Origin of the sequence: Nitratidesulfovibrio sp. 1201_IL3209 (assembly GCF_036763125.1) — a bacterium.
Classification (GTDB): Bacteria; Desulfobacterota; Desulfovibrionia; order Desulfovibrionales; family Desulfovibrionaceae; genus Cupidesulfovibrio.
In genome coordinates this window covers 49,829-67,848 of record NZ_JBAIYT010000024.1, presented here as the reverse complement: position 1 = coordinate 67,848, position 18,020 = coordinate 49,829, and the positions used below count along the sequence as shown (strand labels likewise).

The window sequence follows — 18,020 nt, the reverse complement described above, 5'->3', positions numbered from 1 at the left end:
GGTGAAGAGGAACTTCGAATTACACCTCAAAGAATGTGAATGGCGCTACAACAAGCCCCTGCCCCAACTCATTGCCGAAATGAAACGGCTGGTAGCAAAAAACAAAGACCTGATGGTCTAGAGCCTTAGGATTTTCGTCCGTTGGCAAGGAAAACGAGCCTGCCATGAGGGAGTATGCCTCAGCCGTTAGGCGAGCTTGCGAGCCTTACGGCTGAGGACCGCAGCGCGCTCTTATTGTATTTGACCGAGCCTTAGCCGTTAGGCGAGCGCGCAGCGCGAGTCTTACGGATAAGGACCGCAACGCCATGGCAGACGAAGTTTGACCGCTCTGCGCTCGATGCCCGTAACGCTCGCAGGCTCGCGTAACGGGCACGCTGCGCGCCCTTCGGGTCGGTCAGCCAACGGGCGAAAGGACAATTTGGAATCAGCCCCTACCGTTTCCTGAGGAGCAACCGCAAATGCCCCTCGGCGGTGGCGCAGGGCATGCCCAGCACGTCGGCCTGCCGGATGCGGGCGATGTGCCGGGCGCTGCCCATCTGGTTGGGCGCGATGTCCAGCAGCAGCTGCCCGCCGGAGGGCATGGACCGCAGAAGCGAACTCGCTTCCTGCAGGCCCCGTCAGCAGTCGTCCCAGCACAGCACCACGGGCACGTCGCGCGGGGGCAGCTCGCACAGCAGGGTGCCGCGCGGGATGCCCGGCATGAGCGCGCAGGCTGGCCCGGTGGGGCCAGCCGGGCCGGTATCGCCGTCCTGGCGGCCACCGTCCGGCTCCTCCCTTGCGGCGGTGCGGCGCATGGCCGCGCGCAGCATGGCCTCGTCCGGGGCGGGGGGCAGGCGCTTGCGTCGTTGGCTGGCGAGCATGGGCGTTCAGTCCTTTGGGGCGGGCGCGGCCCCGTTACAACCGCCAGTAGGCGAAGAATCCGGCCCGGGCCGCGGCCCCGGCGTCGTGCAGGCCCTTCAGGTCCAGCAGCAGGGCGCGGTCGGGCGTGGCGAACCACTCGCGCATGGCGGACAGGGGCAGTTCGCGGTAGGCCCTGTGGCCCACGGCCAGGATCAGCGCGTCGAGCTGCCGGAAATCATCCAGCGAGGCGAGGTCCAGGCCGTACTCGTGGCGCGCCTCGGCGGCTTCGGCCAGCGGGTCGTGCACCAGCGCCGTCACCCCGTATTCGCGCAGTTCGGCCACCACGTCCACCACGCGGGTGTTGCGCAGGTCGGGCACGTCCTCCTTGAAGGTCAGCCCCAGGATGCCCACCCGCGCCCCGTCCACGCGGCAGCCCGCCTTGATCATCTGCTTCACGGCGGTTTCGGCCACGTGCTTGCCCATGCCGTCGTTGATGCGGCGGCCCGCCAGGATCACCTGCGGATGGTAGCCCAGTTCCTCCGCCTTGAAGGTGAGGTAGTACGGGTCCACGCCGATGCAGTGGCCGCCCACCAGGCCGGGGCGGAAGGGCAGGAAGTTCCACTTGGTGCCCGCCGCTTCCAGCACTTCCAGGGTGTCGATGCCCAGGCGGTCGAAGATCAGCGAAAGTTCGTTCATCAGCGCGATGTTCAGGTCGCGCTGGGTGTTCTCGATGACCTTGGCGGCCTCGGCCACCTTGATGCTGGCGGCGCGGTGCACCCCGGCGGAGACCACGCTGCCGTACAGGCCGCACAGCAGGTCCAGGGTGGGGGCGTCGCTGCCCGAGACCACCTTCATGATGGTCTCCAGGGTGTGCACCTTGTCGCCGGGGTTGATGCGTTCCGGCGAGTAGCCCACGGTGAAGTCGCGTCCGAAGGTCAGGCCCGATTCGCGCTCCAGGATGGGCACGCAGATGTCCTCGGTGACGCCGGGGTACACGGTGGACTCGTACACCACCACGCAGCCGCGCGACATGTGGCGGCCCACGGTGGCGGAGGCCCTTTCCACGGGAGTCAGGTCGGGGTTGCGGTGGCTGTCGATGGGCGTGGGCACGGCCACGATGATCACCCCGGCCGCGGCCAGGGCGGCGCCGTCGCAGGTGAAGCGGGCGGTGGTGGCGGCAAGGTCCGCGTCGGACACCTCGCCGGTGCGGTCGTGCCCGGCGGTCAGTTCGTCCACGCGGCCCTGCGAGATGTCGAAGCCGATGACGTCGAAACGGCGCGCCAGGGCCACGGCCAGGGGCAGGCCCACGTAGCCCAGACCCACGACGGCCACGGGTATTTTGCGGCGGGAGATGGCATCGAATGTGGTCATGATGGTTATTTTACTGGATATTTCATGTTATGTCGTCATGGCCGGTTGTCGCCGGTTGCCGGGTGCATCCCGATGCGGATGTCCGCCCGGACCGGGCATGCCGGTTTTCCCGTGGACCAAAAGATACGTTGGCGGCGGGGGGTTGCCACGGGCCGCGCCCCCATGTGAGAAGGCCCCATGCACATCGACTGGAATACCCTGCTCTGCGCCGTTGGCCTTGCCTTCGTCATCGAAAGCGTTCCCTACGTCCTGTTCGCCGAACGGATGCGCCCCGTGCTGCGGTCGCTGTCCGACCAGCCCCCGGCCATGCTGCGGGCCATGGGGTTCGCGGCCATGTGCGTGGGGGTGCTGGTGGTCTGGCTGGCCCGGCGCGTTTTTTACTGACGCATTCCGTCCTGCCGCATCCCAATCCCGCCGCATCCTGCCGCATCCCAATCCCGCCGCATCCTGCCCCGCCATGTCCTGCGGGTCCACCTCCCGTCCGGTCGGCCCGGCCCGCCGTCTGATCGAGTCCCGTCCGCGCGTCTAGCGCGTCTTCTTTCCCGCCTTGGCGCCGCCGCTGGCGCGTTTCTTCTTCGGCGTTTCGCGGGTGGCCGCGCCAGGAAGGGTGCCCTGCGCCGCGCCCTGCTCCGTACCCAGTGCGGCGGACGCAGCGCCCCCCTTTGCCGTCGTTTTATTCCTGGTGGCGCCTGCCGGTGCGGGTTCGTCCCCTGTCGGGGCCGCCACTGCCGGTGCGGTTTCCGCCGCACGGGGCTTTTCGGCCACGTGCAGCCGCACGATGCCCGAGGTCAGGGGCAGGTGGAACACCCGGCCGAAGCCCGCCTCCGCCATTTCCCCGGCCAGTTCATCGGCCGTGGGAAAGGCCATGATGGTGTCGGCCAGGTAGCGGTAGGCCCCGGAGTCGCCGGAAACGGCCCTGCCCACCATGGGCAGCACCCGGTTCAGGTAGAAATTGTACAGCCCGCGCCACACCGGGGTCTTGCCGGTGCCGAATTCCAGCACGCACAGCCGCCCGCCGGGCACCAGCACCCGCAGGATTTCCGCAAAGGCCTCGGACCGGGGCAGGATGTTGCGGATGCCGAAGGCGATGGTCACGCAGTCCACGCTGGCGTCGGCCAGGGGCAGGCGTCTGCCGTCGGCCGTGGCGGGCCAGATGGCGCGCGCGGTTTCGCCGGACAGCTTGCCCCGCCCCCGTTGCAGCATGGGGCGGCAGAAATCCAGCGCGGGCACGCGGGCGCCGGGGTGCTGGCGCACGATCTCCAGCGAGACGTCCAGCGTTCCCGCCGCCAGGTCCAGCACGCGGCCGGTGGGGCCGGGCGCCACGTGGCGCACCAGGCGGTAGCGCCAGTACCTGTCCAGCCCGCCGCTGAGCACGCGGTTCAGCAGGTCGTACCAGTCGGCGATGCGCCCGAACATGCCGGAAACGCTGCGGGCGTGCCCGCACGGGTCGGCGGTGCGGGCCGCGTCGTCAGGGCCGCCGGTGGCGGCGTCCGGTCTGATGGCGTTTGGGCTGATGGCGTTCGGGCAGGCGGCGGTGCAGTCCATGCGCGGCTACTCCCGCTCCGCGCCCGTGGAGGCCGCCGGGACCACGGGGGGCTGGCCGTCGCGCGCGCCGTCGGTGGCGATGGATTCCAGCACCACGCGGTAGATGGAGGGGAACACCTCGCCCAGGCTCGCCGGGGAAACCCGCTGGGTTTCGATGAACTTGACCACGATTTCCTTGGTCACCTGCAGGGCTTCCTTGCGAATCTTGTCCATGTGCGGTCCTTTTGGTGCGTTCCTCTGGCTGCGGTATTCCGGGCGCCCGGTGTGCCCGGCGCGTTGGGGGCGCGCTGGCGGCGTGTCCGGCTGCCGGGCCATGCCCGGTTGTCCCGATTGCACGGGTCAGCGCGGGTCTGTGCCGAACTGTGCCGGTCTGTGCCGAACTGTGCCGGATGACACGGATGACACCGGTGGTGTCCGGCCCACGGGCCGGGTGCGGCCACGCCGCCGGGAAAAGGGAAAAACCCGCCCGTGGGGGAATGGTCTCGACCACAGCGGACGAAGACCGGACGGGTGAAAGAGGAATAACCGGCGAGCCATCCCTCTTTTTTCAGGCGTCTATAGCATCGCGGCCCGCGCCCGTCGAGGCCCGGCAGGGGGTCATCCCCGGCCGGGCCTCGACGGACGCGGCATCGGGGCGGGGTGCCGGACCTTTCCGGACCTTGCCGGGCATGCGAAAGGGCGGGACCGGATGGCCCGGACCCGCCCCGATGCATGGCGCCATGTCTTGCATCCCGCTCCGGCCGTCTTGCCCGTGCGGGGGCGGGGCTGCGGCTACAACGCCTCGGCCAGCGCGGTGATCTCCTCCCGGATGATCCGCGCGGCGGCGGCAGCGGCGGCCTTGTCCGTCTCGGCCTGTAGCGTGGCGCGCAGGTCGGCGGCCAGCATGTCCAGGTCGGCCTGGGTGATTGCTTCCGCCTGCGGGGCGGATTCGGCGCCCGCGTCCATGGCCTCGATGCGTTCGCGCAGGGGGGCCAGGCGTTCCTCGATGCGCGTTTCCAGGTCTTCGGCCAGGGCGGCGCGCACGCGTTCCACCAGCGGGGCGAACGGGCCGTCCTCGCTCAGGGGGCGGGCCAGCAGGGGTTCCAGCAGTTCGAGCAGCGTGTCTTCGGAAAGGGCGGGCGAAAGGGCGGGCGCGGCGTCGGCCAGCGATTCCATGGCCGTCAGGCGCGTTTCCAGCGCTTCGCGGGCGGCGCGTTCCTCGTCGTTGCGCTCGGCCAGGCCGGCCAGCGATGCTTCCAGGGCCTCGATGCGCGCGGCATACCCGGCGGGGCTGTCCCCTTCCTCGGGTTCGGGCGCTTCGGGCATTGCCGCATCCACGGAAATTTCGGGCATGCCCGCCGGGGATTCGGCAGGCGCGGGGCTGGGCACGGGCTTGGGCGCGGGCCGGGGTGGTTCGGACGCGGCAACGGCGGCGGCCGTGGCGGCGGCTGCCAGGGCCGCCTCGAAGGGGTCGCCGTCGGCCGGGGGCTCGTCGGGCGGGGCCACGGAAGGCTGCGCCGCGCTGGCGGCCAGGGCGGCCTCGAAGGGGTCCGGTTCGTCCGGTGTTGCCGGGGCGTCAGAGACAGGTGCGGGGGCAGGTTCGGGGGCCGGTTCCGGCGCGGGCGCGGCGGCCTTGGACCCCGGCCCCAGCATGTCTTCCAGCAGGGCGTCCAGGTCGGCCACGTCCACCAGGTCGGCAGGCTTCTGCGGCGCAACAGGTGTGACTGGGGCGACAGGCGCGGCAGGCGCTGCCGGAGCCACGGGCGGGGCCTTGGCGTCCAGCCCGGCGATGAGGTCGTCGATGTCGTCGTCGCCCATGGACGACCCGGAACCGCCCGACGTCAGGTCGGCGGCGGAGGGAGCGCCGAGGTCGCCGAGCAGGGCGTCCACGTCGGTCATGTCGGGCATGCGCAGTTCCTCGTCCGGATCGACGGGGCGTCCGGTGATGGCCGAGGGCGTGGACGAGACGGGCTTGGCGGACATGGAGGGAGCCTCCTCTGCGTCGGTGTGGGCGGCGGGAGCCTTGGGGGCGGCAGGCGCCGCCGGAGCGGGCGCGGGACGCGGGGCGGGCTCCGGGGTGTCCGGCAGGTCGCCGATGCTGTTCAGCAGGGCGTCGATGTCGGCGTCCATGCCGGCGTCGTCCTCGTCGGCGCCAGGTCCGGGGCGTTCGGGAGACGCGGCAGGGGGCGGGGGCGCGATGTCCGCGTCCAGGGCATCGAACCCCTTCAGCGATTCAAGGCCGCCGCCGTCGGAGAACAGGTCTTCGAGTTCCTTCTCGAAGCTCGCGGCATCGGAGTCGGACGAGCCCTCGGGGGCGTTGCCCTTCTCGATGATGTCGGTAAGCTCGATGATGTCCTCGTCGGCCGTCAGGTGGGCATCGTCGGTGGGAGACATGACAGACCCTTGGGCAAACCTTCGGTAACGGTTGCGGCGCGGCGCGCGCACCTGTCCTGCAAGGGGCCGCGCGTGCGCAGGGGGCGCCCTGCGTGTTTCAACTCATCAATACTACACACAGGTGCGGGCATGGCGCAAGCGCGTGCGGCATGCCACATGGCGGCGGCATACCGGCGGGCGTTCGGGCAGCGTCCGGGGGACGTCCGGCGGCATTCGGGGGGCATCCGGACGGGCGTCCGGATCCGCGCGGCGCGGAAACGCAAAGGGCCGCCCCCGAAGGGACGGCCCACGAAGCCGGGAGAATGACGGCAGTGCTAGCTATGGCACTTCGAGCCCTTGCAGCCCGTCAGTTCCTTCTTCTTGGCGGCGTCGGCGCCGGCCGTTTCAAGGTGGCAGCCCACGCAGGTCTTGAACTTGGTGTTCTTGTCATGGATGGCGTGGTAGTAGCCCCTGGCGGACTTGTCCTTCTTGTCCATGCTGTCGTGGCAACCGGCGGTGGCGCACTTCTGGTAGTCTTCCTTGCCGTTGACCGGGTGGTGACATTCACCACACTTCACGGTCTGGTGGGTCGAATGGTTGAAGACCACGGGCTGCTTGGTCTTGTCCATCTTCAGACCGTCGGCGGGGGCCTTCGGAGCGGCGGCAAGGGCGGGCATGGCGATGGCGACGGCCAGCGCGAGCACGCCAGTGAGGAACATCTTCTTCATCGCAGAAATACCTCCTTCACAAGGCATGTTAAGGATTTCCCAAGCGCCATGGTAGTAGGTCGCGCCCACGGTGTCAAGACAGGCCGGGAAAATGCGGCGAACTCTGGTGGGTTAGGGGAAATCGCCACCGCATTCGAAGGGTCTGGCGCGTGCCATGCGGCACAAGGTGGAGCGGTTGTCCATTAGAATTCACGGCGACCGTCCGCGACGCCGGGCGGGGCAGGCGTTCCGGTCTTCACGGCAGGCTCCGGGCGCGGGCGGGCCGGGCTATCGGTCGCCACGTTGCCGGTCGCCGTGGCGCCCCGCGCGCGCTTATTCGCCGCGGCCCTGCCTGCGCGTGCCGTTGGGGGCGTACTTGTCCATGTACCCGCGCGGGGTGACCATGCGCCCGCCCACCATGGTGGTGGTTCCGTTGCCGATGATCACGATGGACAGCATGTCCACGTCGGCCGGGTCGAAGGCGGCCAGCGGCGTGACCGACACCTGCTGGCCGGGCCGGTAGGCCTGACGCACCAGACCGATGGGGGTGTCCGGCCCACGGTGGAGGGCGGCCATGGCCAGGGCCTTTTCCAGATGATCGGCCCGGCGGCGCGAGCGCGGGTTGTAGATGACCACCACGAAGTCCGCGCCCAAGGCCGCTTCCAGGCGGCGTTCGATGACCGGCCACGGGGTGAGCAGGTCGCTCAGGCTCACCGAGGCGAAGTCGTGCATCAGCGGTGCGCCCAGCAGGGCGGCGGCCCCGCACAGGGCGGGCACGCCGGGCACCACCTCCACCGCGTGGGCGAGACGGGCCAGGCCGCGCTGGTCCAGCAGTTCGAAGACCAGACCGGCCATGGCGTACACGCCGGGGTCGCCGGAGCAGACCACGCAGGTGGCGCGGCCCGCCAGCGCGGCGTCGATGGCGGCGTTGCAGCGGTCCATCTCGGCCATCATGCCGGTGGCCAGCACCTCGCGGCCGTGGCGCAACTCCGCGGGCACCAGTTCCACGTACAGGGTGTAGCCGACGATGCAGTCGGAACCGGCAATGGCGGCGCGGGCCTGCGGGGTGAGCAGGGCGGCGTCGCCGGGGCCCAGCCCGACGACGCGCAAGGGGGCGATGGTCATGGTGTGGTCTCGCTTGCCGTGGAGTGCGGGGAAGGGGGCGGGCCGGACGTGTCCACCGGGGCGGCCACGGCCACGGTGACGCCCTGCCCGGCCGACTTGGGGACCAGCAGGGCAGCGTCCGCGCGGGCGTGCCGGGCGGACAGCAGGGCGGCGGCCTCGGCCACACCCACGCGGGCCACGCCCAGCACTTCGGCGGCCTTGGGGGAAGGATGCGGCACGGGAACGGCGGCCAGGCCGGCCGCGTCGAAAAAGTGCAGGTCCGCGTTCAGCGCGGCGGCGGCCCGGCGCAGGCCCGGCTCGTCGGCTTTCAGGTCCGCCGAGGCCAGCGCGGCGATGGAGGCCGGGGCAAGGTGGGCGTCGGACAACGCCTCGCGGATGCGGGCTTCGATGACGGCGCCGTCGATTCCCCGTTTGCAGCCCACCCCAACGTGCAGCACGCGCGCGTGCAGGACGAGGCGGCGCGGCGCGGCCAGGTGGTCATGCGGGGTGACCAGCACCGAGGGGGCCTCGGACGGCAGGTCGCCGGGGGCGTCCACGAAGCGGAACCTTGCTGAACTGTGGGGGGACGAGAGCTGGGGGGGCGAGGGCCGGGGGGGCGCGGCGATGCCGGGAACGGGGCCGGTGGCGCGCAGCCCCAGCCGGTCTTCGGGGTCGCAGACCCACACCGTTTCCCCGGCCAGCAGCGCGCCGTTGACGTAGCGGACCATGGTGATGTCGGCCATGGCCAGCCCGGCCCGCGCGGCCAGCAGGTCGAACGATGGCAAGCCCTCGGTGTCCGTGGCGGTGGTGATCACCGGCACTCCGCCGGTGACGGCGGCCACCCGCCGGGCCAGGTCGTTGCCGCCGCCGAGGTGCCCGGACAGCAGGCTGATGGCGTGCGCCCCGCGCTGGTCGCAGACCACCACGCAGGGGTCGTCCGTCTTGGTGGTGATGTGCGGGGCGATGCAGCGCACCACGATGCCCGTGGCCGCCACGAAGACGTGGCCGGGATGCAGGCGGAAGGTGCGCGCCACCAGTTCCGCCAGCGAGGCGAACGGCTGCGCGCCCGCCGCGCACAGCCGGTCCGGCAGGTACACCACGCCGCCCAATGCCTGTGCGATGCGTCGCGCCAGCGCCGCCCCGCCGGGGGTCAGCGCGTACACGGCCAGGGGCCGCGCGGAAGCGTGGGGGGGCGTGTGGGGCATGGCGGTCATGACGGGGTTGGGGTGCGTCGTCCGGCCGGACTTGCAACGCGAACGGGGGCGGGGCCGTGCTGCGGCATCCGCCCCCGTGACCGGTCGATGTGGCGGCGCGTGCGGCGTTAGATCTTCAGGGTGATGGCCCTGGCGGCGTCCAGCAGCGCGGCGAGGTCCGCGTCGGTATGGGCGAACGAGACCATGGCCGCCTCGAAGGGCGACGGCGCGAGGTAGATGCCCTTGTCGCGCATCTGCTTGTAGTAGCTGGTGTACAGGGCCGCGTTGGCGGTCTTGGCGCTGGCGAAGTCGGTCACCGGCTGGTCGGTGAAGAACACCGTGAACATGGAGGCCAGGGTGTTCACCCGCACGGGCACGCCCTTGGCCGCGAGAATCGTTTGCAATTCCCCAGCCATGGCGGCCACGCGGGCCTCCAGCGCGTCGTAGTCGGACTTCTTCAGTTCGGCCAGGGTGGCGATGCCCGCCGCCATGGCCAGCGGGTTACCGGACAGGGTGCCCGCCTGGTACACCTCGCCGCAGGGGGCGATGCGGCGCATCAGGTCGGCCCGGCCGCCATAGGCGCCCACGGGCAGGCCGCCGCCGATGATCTTGCCGAGGGTGGTCAGGTCGGGCGTGATGCCGAAACGTTTCTGCGCCCCGCCGTAGTTCATGCGAAAGCCGGTAATCACCTCGTCGAAGATCAGCAGCGCGCCGTGTTCCGTACACAGGTCGCGCAGCCCTTGCAGGAAGCCCTCCGCGGGCGGCACCAGGCCCATGTTGCCCGCCACCGGCTCCACGATGACGGCGGCGACGTCCTTGCCGTGCAGGGTGATCAGGTCGGTGACGGCGGCCAGGTCGTTGTAGGGGGCCAGCAGGGTGTCGCGCACCGTGGCCTCGGGCACGCCGGGGGTGCCGGGGATGGACAGGGTGGCCACGCCGGAGCCCGCGCTGGCCAGGAAGGCGTCGGCATGGCCGTGGTAGCAGCCCACGAACTTGACCACCTTGTTGCGGCCGGTGACGCCGCGCGCAAGGCGCAGGGCGCTCATGGTGGCCTCTGTCCCCGAATTGACCATGCGCACCATTTCCACGCCGGGCAGGGCGTCGATGACGGCTTCGGCCAGGATCACCTCGTCCAGGCAGGGGGCGCCGTAGCTGGTGCCCCGGTCCACGGCGGCGTGGATGGCGGCGGCCACCACGGGGTGGGCGTGGCCGAGCAGCATGGGGCCCCAGGACTGCACGTAGTCGATGAAGGTGACGCCGTCCACGGTGGTCAGGCTGCTGCCCTTGGCGTGGGCCACGAACAGGGGGTCGCTGTCCACGCCCAGGCAGGCGCGCACGGGACTGTTGACCCCGCCGGGGATGAGTTGCTGGGCGCGTTCGAAAAGTTCCTTGGAGCGGTGGGCCATGCTGCGTTCTCCGTGGCGTGCGTGAGGTTCCGGAGGAAACCCGCGCGGGGCGGGCATGTTTCGGCGTTGGCGGGTCCGGGTGAATCCGGGCGAATCCGGACGAATCCGGGTGACTATGGGCCACGCGGTGGCGGCCTGCGGTCGTCGCGCGGGCGCAGCCCCTGCCCGCCGGAGGCGGGAAAAAATGGCGGCGTTTCGCCTAGTCCGGGAAATAGACCATGGAGGTCTTCTTCAGTTCGCGCAGCGATTCGAGCACGGCGTAGTCGTCGAGCACGGTTTCGCGGCGCAGCTGTTCGATGACGTCCATGTGTTCCGTTTCATGGCGGCCGTGGATCATGGTGTACAGTTCGTAGGGCCAGTCCGGGGCGGACGAGGGCCGGTAGTACACGTGCGAGATCAGCGGGTGCTCGGCGGCCTGCTTGCCCGCCTCTTCGGCCTGCTGTTCCGTGACGCGCCAGGCCACCATGGCGTTGTGGGTCCATCCGGCGCGCTGATGCTTGATGCTGGCGCCGAAGCGGCGGATGGCGCCGTCTTCCTTCATGCGGCGCAACAGGGCGAGCACGGCGGCTTCGTCGGTGCCCACGGCGGCGGCGATGTCGGCGTACGGGGTGGCGCTGTCGGGCAGGTTCTTCTGCACGATGGCCAGGATGCGGCGCTCGGTTTCGGTGAACCGGGGAGATGTTGGGGGCGCGGTGTCGTCGGGACGGCTCATGGGGAGTCCTCGTTCGGTTGCGGTTCGACACACGCTGATACCCCGTCCCTCCGGACGACGCAACCCGCAGGCGGGGCCGGATGGGAGCCGGACGGGTGAGCCAGACGGGGTGGGGCCGGACGGAAGGCGGAGGCGTCCGGGGACAAGGGAACGCCGCCTTGAAGCGAACCGCGCTTTGCCATATCCTTTCGCACCATTGACACACCACGCGCCGCATCCGGCCACGGAGTACACGACATGACCAGTGACGCCATGCGCATCGCCATCATCGGGGGGGGCAGCTGGGGCACGGCCCTGGCCCACCTGCTGGCGGGCAAGGGTTACGACGCGCGCCTGCTGCTGCGCGACGCCGAGGTGGCGCGGGCCGTCAACACCCGGCACGAGAACCCGCGCTATCTGGCCGGGCTGGCCCTGCATCCCGGCGTGCGGGCGCACGTGGCGGCGGGAGACGCGCTGGAGGGCGCGGACGTGGTGCTGTCCGTGGTGCCTTGCCAGCAGGTGCGCGGGGTGCTGCGCGGGCTGCGGCCCTTGCTGCCGCGCGAGGTGGTGTTGGTCAGCGCCAGCAAGGGCGTGGAGACCGGTTCCATGCGCACCATAGCCGAGATGGTGGCGGAGGAACTGGAAGGGCTGGACCCGCGCTATGCGGTGCTGTCCGGGCCGTCCTTCGCGGCGGAGGTGGTGCGCAACCTGCCCACGGCCGTGGTGCTGGGCTGCATGGACGCGGAACTTGGCGCGCGGCTGCGCGAGGTGTTTTCCACCCCCGGCTTCCGCACCTATTCCAGCACCGACGTGCTCGGGGTGGAGCTTGGCGGCGCGGTGAAGAACGTCATCGCCATCGCCGCCGGGCTGTCCGACGGGCTCGGCTTCGGCAGCAACGCGCGGGCCGGGCTGATCACGCGCGGGTTGGCGGAAATGTCGCGGCTGGGCGTGGCGCTGGGCGCGCGGGCGTCCACCTTCATGGGGCTTTCCGGCCTTGGCGACCTGGTGCTGACCTGCACCGGCGACCTTTCGCGCAACCGGCAGGTGGGCCTGCGCCTGGCCGAGGGGCGCGCGCTGGCGGACATCGTGGCCGAGATGCGCATGGTGGCCGAAGGGGTGAAGACCACCGAGGCCGTGCACGACCTGGCGGCCGCCATGGGCGTGGACATGCCCATCACCGAGGCCATGTACAGCGTGCTGCACGACGGGGCGAACCCGCACGACGCGGTGCGCGAGCTGATGACGCGGGAACTCAAGGAAGAGTGAGCCGTCCGGCTGCGTTGGCTACTCCGGCTGCCCCGGCAGCCACTGCACCCACAGCCTGCGGTCGCGCGGGCCGTCGAATTCGCAGAAGTACACCCCCTGCCACGTGCCCAGGCGCACCCGCCCGCCGTCCACGATGAGCAGCAGCGACGGCCCGAACAGGCTGGTCTTGATGTGTGCGTCGCTGTTGCCTTCGGCGTGGCGGTAGTCGCCGCGTCTTGGAACGAGGGTTCCCATGTTCACGGCGATGTCGCGGGCAACGTCGGGGTCGGCGGCCTCGTTCACGGTCACCGCGCCGGTGGTGTGCGGGCAGAACAGCACCAGCGCGCCGTGGGTCCAGCCCTTGCGGGCCACCAGTTCCTGAAGTTCTTCGGTCACGTCCAGCAATTGTTCGCGCGCGGTGGTGCGCAGGGACAGCGTTTCCATGGGTGCTCCTTGGGGGGTGCGCCGTGCAGGTTCAGGACGGGTGCGTTTTCATCATTTTTTCAGTTCGGGCGGCGTGTTGCGATGGGTATTGCCGCCCGGCCATCTTGAGCCCGTGCTGTTTTTTGCCTACAACCGCATGACGATGCGAGGCAAGCGCCGTTCATGCCGGGTTGTCTGCCCGTCTTTGTCGGCTCGCGCCCTTGCCGCTCCCATGCGGTCCTCGTGCTTGCTTCGTAAGGACCATTGAAGGGGGTGCAGGGGGCGAAGCCCCTTGCCCGCCGGAGGCGAAAAAGAACGCTCCCCGCCGGAGGCGTGCAACATGCTTTCCGCCGGGGCATACCATTCAGGAGTACACGCATGCCTGTCGTCATGGGCACCGCAGGACATATCGACCACGGCAAGACCTCGCTGGTCCGCGCGCTGACCGGCATCGACTGCGACCGGCTGGAAGAGGAAAAGCGCCGGGGCATCACCATCGAGCTCGGCTTCGCGTTCGTCGATCTGCCGGGCGGCGGCCGGATGGGCATCGTGGACGTGCCGGGGCACGAGCGCTTCGTCAAGAACATGGTGGCCGGGGCATCGGGCATCGACTTCGTCATGCTGGTCATCGCGGCGGACGAGGGGGTGATGCCCCAGACCCGCGAACACCTGGAAATCTGCTCGCTGCTGGGCATCCGGCACGGGCTGGTGGCCCTGACCAAGGTGGACATGGTGGACCCGGAATGGCTGGAACTGGCGCGCGAGGACGTGGCCGGGTTCCTGGCCGGAACCTTCCTTGAGGGCGCGCCCATCTTTCCGGTGTCGTCGGCCACGGGCCAGGGGCTGGACGCGCTGCGTGAACACCTGGTGACGCTGGAGCGCGAACTGCGCCCGGTGCGCCGCAGCGACCTGTTCCGCCTGCCCGTGGACCGCGTGTTCACCATGAAGGGGCACGGCACGGTGGTCACCGGCACCATGGTGTCCGGCAGCGTGAAGGTGGGCGACGAGGTGTTGCTGTACCCCGGCGGCACGCTGACCAGGGTGCGCGGCCTGCAAAGCCACGGCGGCCCGGTGGACGTGGCCCCGGCCGGGCGGCGCACCGCCGTCAACGTGCAGGGGCTGGACGTGGAGGAGGTGCAGCGCGGCGACGTGCTGGCCCATCCCGGCACGCTGTTTCCGTCCATGCGCTGGATGACCCGGCTGACCTGCCTGTCGTCCGCGCCCACCCCGCTGAAAAACCGCACCGAGGTGCACTTTCACCACGGCGCGCGCGAGGTGCTGGCGCGGCTGTACTTCCCCGATCGGGACAAGCTGGCCCCCGGCGAAACCGCCCTGTGCGAGGTGCGCTTCACCGAGCCCATGGTGGGCGTGGCGGGCGACCGCTGCGTGGTGCGCTCGTTCTCGCCGCTGCGCACGGTGGCGGGCGGCCCGGTGCTGCACCCGCTGGGGCTGGACCTGCGCCGCCGCGATCCGGAATTCGCTGCCAGGCTGGCCCTGCTGGATGGCCTGCCCGACGTGCCCGGCGCCCAGGACACCCGTGACGCGGGCGACGGCGGAACGCCCGAGGCGGCCACCCTGGCCCTGCTGCGGCTGGCGGGCTCGGCCGGGGCGCGGTTCGCCCAGCTTTCCGTGCTGACCAACCTTGAGTCGAAGCGGCTGGACAAGGCCCTGCAAGCGCTGGGGGCCAAGGGGCAGGTGTTCTGCTTCGACCGCGACGAGCGCGCCTACGTGGACGCGGAGACGGTGCGCCGCCTGGGGGCGGGGTGCCTGGCCCGCGCGGCGGAATTCCACGCCCGCGAACCGCTGAAGCCCGGCATGGCGCGGGGCGCGCTGTCCGCCGGGTGGGGCCGGGGGCTGCATCCCAAGCTGGTGCATTTCATCGTGGAACGGCTGCTGAAGTCGGGCGAACTGGTGGCCGAGGGCGACGTGCTGCGCCTGCCGGGGCACAAGGTGTCGCTGGCCTCGGACCAGGAAGGGCTGCGCGCCAGGATCCGCGCCGCCTACGCCGAAGGGGGCAGCAGCCCCCCCAACGTGAAGGACGTGCTGGACCCGCTGGGGCTGGAATTCAAGGAGGCGGCGGCGGTGTTCAAGCTGTTGCAGGACGCCGGGGAACTGGTGAAGGTGAAGGACGGACTGTACTTTCCGGGGCCGGTGATGGCGGCCCTGAAGGCCCGCGTGGCCGCGTGGTTCGACACCCACGACGACCTGGACCCGGCGGGCTTCAAGGAACTGTCGGGCGGCCTTTCGCGCAAGTACGTGATTCCGCTGCTGGAATACTTCGACAAGGAACGCGTGACCATCCGCGTGGGGGACAAGCGGCAACTGAGAGGCCGCTAGCCCGCGAAGCGTCCACATCGTTTTCAGAGGGCATGAAAGAACGTCACCATCGGGCGGACCCGGTGGTGACGTTTCGTTTGCGGCGGCGAAAGCTCAGAACAGCAGCGCGCGCAGGCTGCCCAGAAGGCCGGTGAAGGTGCCCTGCGAAGGCCCGGCCATGCCGGGCGGGGGCGGCAGCACCACGTTCCCGGCGTCGGGGTCGGGCTGGGCGGCAAGGCGCTGGCGCAGGGCCACATAGGCCTGGTTCAGGCGTTCCTCGTCCTGGCGGCGCTTGCGCTCGGCCTCGTGCATGGCGCGTTCGTGACGCTCCATGGCGGCCTGGTGGTGTTTCAGCAGATGTTCGACATCGTCGTGCATCATGAACCTCGTTATGGCCGGTCCCCGCCGCGGGGCTTCCCTTGGCGGCGGCCCGCGGGGCCATCCGTCCTGCATGCAGGATACGGATATCTTTAAAAAACAGGAACGATAACTATAGCGCCGCCACGCATTTTCTGTCAATCGCGTGAGATGCGCGGGCAGGGAAAAACCTGTGGTCCGGCACGCGTGCCGCAGGTTTTCATGTCATGTCGCGGGGATTCGAAAAACAGGGAGCGGCCGGAAAACGTGAAGGCCGCCAGCCGCCCTGTGCCATTCCGCACGGTGGAAGGGGGCTGGGCGCGGTGCGCCGGGCGCCGTGGCCCGGCGGTCCGCCCGTCACGCCCCGGCTTCCACGTCCGCAAGGGCGCGCAGCCTGCGCCACGCCTCGCGGAACAGGGCGCCTTCGGCGTGGGGGGCGAATTCCGGCACGGAAAGCCCGGCGAACTGGGCGGCCATGAATACCGGCGAATGGGGCAGGCTGCCGAGCAGGGGCAGCGCGTGGTCGCCGCAGAACGCCTCGATGTGGCGGGCCATGCCGGTGTGGATGTCCGCCTTGTTCAGCAGCACGGCCGCGCGGACGCCGAAATGCCGGGTCAGGGCGTGCACCCGCTCCAGGTCGTGCAGGGCCGAGACGGTGGGTTCCGTCACCAGCAGGGCCGTGTCGGCACCGGCCAGCGAGGCGATGACCGGGCAGCCCACCCCCGGCGAGCCATCGATGAGCACGGTGTCCGCGCCGAGCACCTCGGCGATTTCACGGGCGCGGGTGCGTACCGTGCTCACCAGTTTGCCGGAATTTTCCTCGCCCATGCCGAGGGCCGCGTGCACCATGGGGCCGCAGCGGGTGTCGGAGACGTACCATTCGCCGCAGCGGCGTTCGTCCAGCGCCACGGCCCCCTCGGGACAGACGTGGGCGCAGGCGCCGCAGCCCTCGCACATCTCGCGCGTCACGCATGGGGGCGCGTCCAGGGCGCCGTAGCGGCATGCCGCGGTGCATGCTCCGCAACGGGTGCAGAGGCCGGCGTCGATGCGGGCCAGCACGCCGCTGTGAAAGTCGTGCCGTTCGCGCACCACGGGCGCCAGCAGCAGGTGCAGGTCCGAGGCGTCCACGTCGCAGTCGGCCAGCACCAGGGCGGGCGGCGGCGCTCCGTCTTCCCGCGCGGCCCCCGCCGGGGCGGCGTTCTCGCGGGCCACGGCCGCCAGCGCCGCCGTGACGCTGGTCTTGCCCGTGCCTCCCTTGCCGCTGATGACCACTATCTGCCGCATGTCCGCTCCTTCCCGCCAGTGGCGCTTCCGGCTTCTCCGGTTTCTTCGGCCGACCCCGCCGGTCGGGCCGGTCCGGCCAGTCCGGCCGATCCGGCCAGCCCCATGCCTTCCCACGGACGGCACGGCCGGCGGGTGTCCCTGGCCATGACCACCAGCGCGTCCGCCAGCCGGGTGTAGGCCGCGCGCACCTCCGGGGCGGCGTCGTGCACCAGGCTGCCGGTGGCCCCGCATTCCGCCGCCGCCCGGCTGAAGGGGATGACGCCGAACAGGGGCACGCCTTCGCGCGCGGCCCAGTCGCGCACGGGGTCGCCCCCCGCCGGAGTTGCGCCGGGCGGGCTCATCCCGGTCCCCATTCCGGCCCGATTCAGCACCACGGCATGCGGCAGGCGCAGGTGCCGCGCAAGGCCCACGGCCAGGCGCAGGTCGTGCAGGCCGAAGGGCGAGGGCTCGGCCACCAGCAACAGCAGATCGGCGTCGTGCACGGCGTTGATGGCGGCGCAGGCGACGCCCGGCGGGCAGTCGCGGATGACGAAGACGCACGGCCCCGGCGCCACCCCTTTCCGCGCAACAGGCGCGACCGGAGGGGGGACATCCTTCACCGCCTTGATCAGCGGCGTGGCCATGGCCTCGCCGATGCGCAGCACGCCGTCGCGAAAGCGCAGGGTGGGCGCTGCACCAGGGCGTGCGGGATCCTTTTCCGCCGGGTCGATGCCGTTGCCCATGGCCGGGCGGATGCGGGCGATGCCGCCGCGCACCTCGCCCACCAGGCGCGTGGCGGAGGTCATGGCGCCCGTGGGGCAGACCAGGGCGCACAGCCCGCAGCCGTGGCACAGGTCCGGAAAGTCCAGCACCGCATCGCCCATGAACGCCAGCGCCTTGAAGCGGCAGGCATCCACGCAGCGGCGGCACGTCGCCCCGAGGCACAGGGTTTCGTTCACCTTGGGCACGGGCAGGGTGCAGTGCTCGCGCGTCTTCCATTCCACGGGCAGGAACAGGTGCGCGTTGGGCTCCTCCACGTCGCAGTCGGCAAGCGCCACAAGGTGCCCCCGCGCGGAAAGCAGCGCGGCAAGGTTCACGGCCACGGTGGTCTTGCCCGTGCCCCCCTTGCCGCTGGCAATGGCCAGTTTCATGCGGCCTCCGTCGCCGTACCGCGCGCATGCAGGCCGCCGGGGACGGCGTTTCCCGG

The 18,020-nt window shown here is 70.7% G+C and carries 18 protein-coding genes and 1 pseudogene; 4 read left to right on the top strand and 15 right to left on the bottom strand.

Features of this window, described 5'->3' with window-relative positions:
- Window positions 1-121: pseudogene (locus tag V6B97_RS11910) on the top strand (IS1595 family transposase); the annotation flags it as partial.
- A gap of 310 nt (window positions 122-431) precedes the next feature.
- On the opposite strand, the gene V6B97_RS11905 reads toward V6B97_RS11910, so the two are convergent.
- Genes V6B97_RS11905 through V6B97_RS11895 form a run of 3 tightly spaced genes read right to left on the bottom strand, consistent with a single transcriptional unit; the run spans window position 432 to window position 2,211 of the window.
- Window positions 432-581 carry a hypothetical protein gene (locus V6B97_RS11905; RefSeq protein WP_333506732.1) on the bottom strand — a complete coding sequence of 50 codons (150 nt, stop codon included), beginning with the start codon at window positions 579-581 and terminating at the stop codon, window positions 432-434.
- A 36-nt stretch (window positions 582-617) separates the two neighbouring features.
- Entirely contained in the window at window positions 618-860 is a 243-nt protein-coding gene (locus V6B97_RS11900) for a hypothetical protein (RefSeq protein ID WP_333506731.1), read from the bottom strand.
- 34 nt (window positions 861-894) lie between these two features.
- A complete protein-coding gene (locus V6B97_RS11895; RefSeq protein WP_333506730.1) occupies window positions 895-2,211 on the bottom strand; it encodes a nucleotide sugar dehydrogenase in 1,317 nt (438 codons plus the stop codon).
- Window positions 2,212-2,388: 177 nt separating this feature from the next.
- Here V6B97_RS11895 and V6B97_RS11890 point away from each other — a divergent pair, with 177 nt between their 5' ends.
- Entirely contained in the window at window positions 2,389-2,595 is a 207-nt protein-coding gene (locus V6B97_RS11890) for a DUF2065 domain-containing protein (protein ID WP_333506729.1), read from the top strand.
- Window positions 2,596-2,736: 141 nt separating this feature from the next.
- Here V6B97_RS11890 and V6B97_RS11885 read toward each other — a convergent pair whose 3' ends face one another.
- The 8 genes from V6B97_RS11885 to ahbB all read right to left on the bottom strand — a co-directional run bounded on the left by V6B97_RS11885 (window position 2,737) and on the right by ahbB (window position 11,230).
- Entirely contained in the window at window positions 2,737-3,756 is a 1,020-nt protein-coding gene (locus V6B97_RS11885) for a ubiquinone/menaquinone biosynthesis methyltransferase (protein ID WP_333506728.1), read from the bottom strand.
- 6 nt (window positions 3,757-3,762) lie between these two features.
- Window positions 3,763-3,969 (bottom strand): hypothetical protein, encoded by a 207-nt coding sequence (locus V6B97_RS11880; protein WP_333506727.1) that lies wholly within the window; start codon window positions 3,967-3,969, stop codon window positions 3,763-3,765.
- A 558-nt stretch (window positions 3,970-4,527) separates the two neighbouring features.
- Window positions 4,528-6,129: a hypothetical protein gene (locus tag V6B97_RS11875; protein WP_333506726.1), complete on the bottom strand. Its 1,602-nt coding sequence runs from the start codon at window positions 6,127-6,129 to the stop codon at window positions 4,528-4,530.
- Between the two features lie 314 nt (window positions 6,130-6,443).
- A complete protein-coding gene (locus tag V6B97_RS11870) occupies window positions 6,444-6,836 on the bottom strand; it encodes a cytochrome c3 family protein (protein WP_333506725.1) in 393 nt (130 codons plus the stop codon).
- A gap of 312 nt (window positions 6,837-7,148) precedes the next feature.
- The gene (gene cobJ, locus V6B97_RS11865; protein WP_333506724.1) at window positions 7,149-7,940 is read right to left on the bottom strand and encodes a precorrin-3B C(17)-methyltransferase; all 792 of its coding nucleotides are present in this window, start codon (window positions 7,938-7,940) and stop codon (window positions 7,149-7,151) included.
- A complete protein-coding gene (locus tag V6B97_RS11860; protein WP_333506723.1) occupies window positions 7,937-9,133 on the bottom strand; it encodes a cobalt-precorrin 5A hydrolase in 1,197 nt (398 codons plus the stop codon). The genes cobJ and V6B97_RS11860 overlap by 4 nt, the downstream gene beginning before the upstream one ends.
- 107 nt (window positions 9,134-9,240) lie before the next feature.
- Entirely contained in the window at window positions 9,241-10,518 is a 1,278-nt protein-coding gene (gene hemL / locus V6B97_RS11855; RefSeq protein ID WP_333506722.1) for a glutamate-1-semialdehyde 2,1-aminomutase, read from the bottom strand.
- A gap of 199 nt (window positions 10,519-10,717) precedes the next feature.
- Window positions 10,718-11,230, bottom strand: a complete 513-nt coding sequence (gene ahbB, locus V6B97_RS11850) for a siroheme decarboxylase subunit beta (RefSeq protein ID WP_333506721.1) — start codon at window positions 11,228-11,230, stop codon at window positions 10,718-10,720.
- 252 nt (window positions 11,231-11,482) lie between these two features.
- Here ahbB and V6B97_RS11845 point away from each other — a divergent pair, with 252 nt between their 5' ends.
- Window positions 11,483-12,475 carry an NAD(P)H-dependent glycerol-3-phosphate dehydrogenase gene (locus V6B97_RS11845; RefSeq protein WP_333506733.1) on the top strand — a complete coding sequence of 331 codons (993 nt, stop codon included), beginning with the start codon at window positions 11,483-11,485 and terminating at the stop codon, window positions 12,473-12,475.
- Window positions 12,476-12,493: 18 nt separating this feature from the next.
- Here the strand turns inward: V6B97_RS11845 and V6B97_RS11840 are convergent, their stop codons facing one another.
- Window positions 12,494-12,898 carry a secondary thiamine-phosphate synthase enzyme YjbQ gene (locus V6B97_RS11840; RefSeq protein WP_333506720.1) on the bottom strand — a complete coding sequence of 135 codons (405 nt, stop codon included), beginning with the start codon at window positions 12,896-12,898 and terminating at the stop codon, window positions 12,494-12,496.
- Window positions 12,899-13,255: 357 nt separating this feature from the next.
- On the opposite strand from V6B97_RS11840, the gene selB reads away from it, so the two are divergent.
- Window positions 13,256-15,214 carry a selenocysteine-specific translation elongation factor gene (gene selB, locus V6B97_RS11835; protein ID WP_333506719.1) on the top strand — a complete coding sequence of 653 codons (1,959 nt, stop codon included), beginning with the start codon at window positions 13,256-13,258 and terminating at the stop codon, window positions 15,212-15,214.
- 93 nt (window positions 15,215-15,307) lie between these two features.
- Here the strand turns inward: selB and V6B97_RS11830 are convergent, their stop codons facing one another.
- The 3 genes from V6B97_RS11830 to V6B97_RS11820 all read right to left on the bottom strand — a co-directional run bounded on the left by V6B97_RS11830 (window position 15,308) and on the right by V6B97_RS11820 (window position 17,964).
- Window positions 15,308-15,574 (bottom strand): hypothetical protein, encoded by a 267-nt coding sequence (locus V6B97_RS11830; RefSeq protein WP_333506718.1) that lies wholly within the window; start codon window positions 15,572-15,574, stop codon window positions 15,308-15,310.
- 333 nt (window positions 15,575-15,907) lie between these two features.
- Window positions 15,908-16,834, bottom strand: a complete 927-nt coding sequence (locus tag V6B97_RS11825; protein ID WP_333506717.1) for an ATP-binding protein — start codon at window positions 16,832-16,834, stop codon at window positions 15,908-15,910.
- A complete protein-coding gene (locus V6B97_RS11820) occupies window positions 16,822-17,964 on the bottom strand; it encodes an ATP-binding protein (RefSeq protein ID WP_333506716.1) in 1,143 nt (380 codons plus the stop codon). Before V6B97_RS11820 ends, V6B97_RS11825 begins: the two co-directional genes overlap by 13 nt.
- Window positions 17,965-18,020 lie beyond the last annotated feature (56 nt).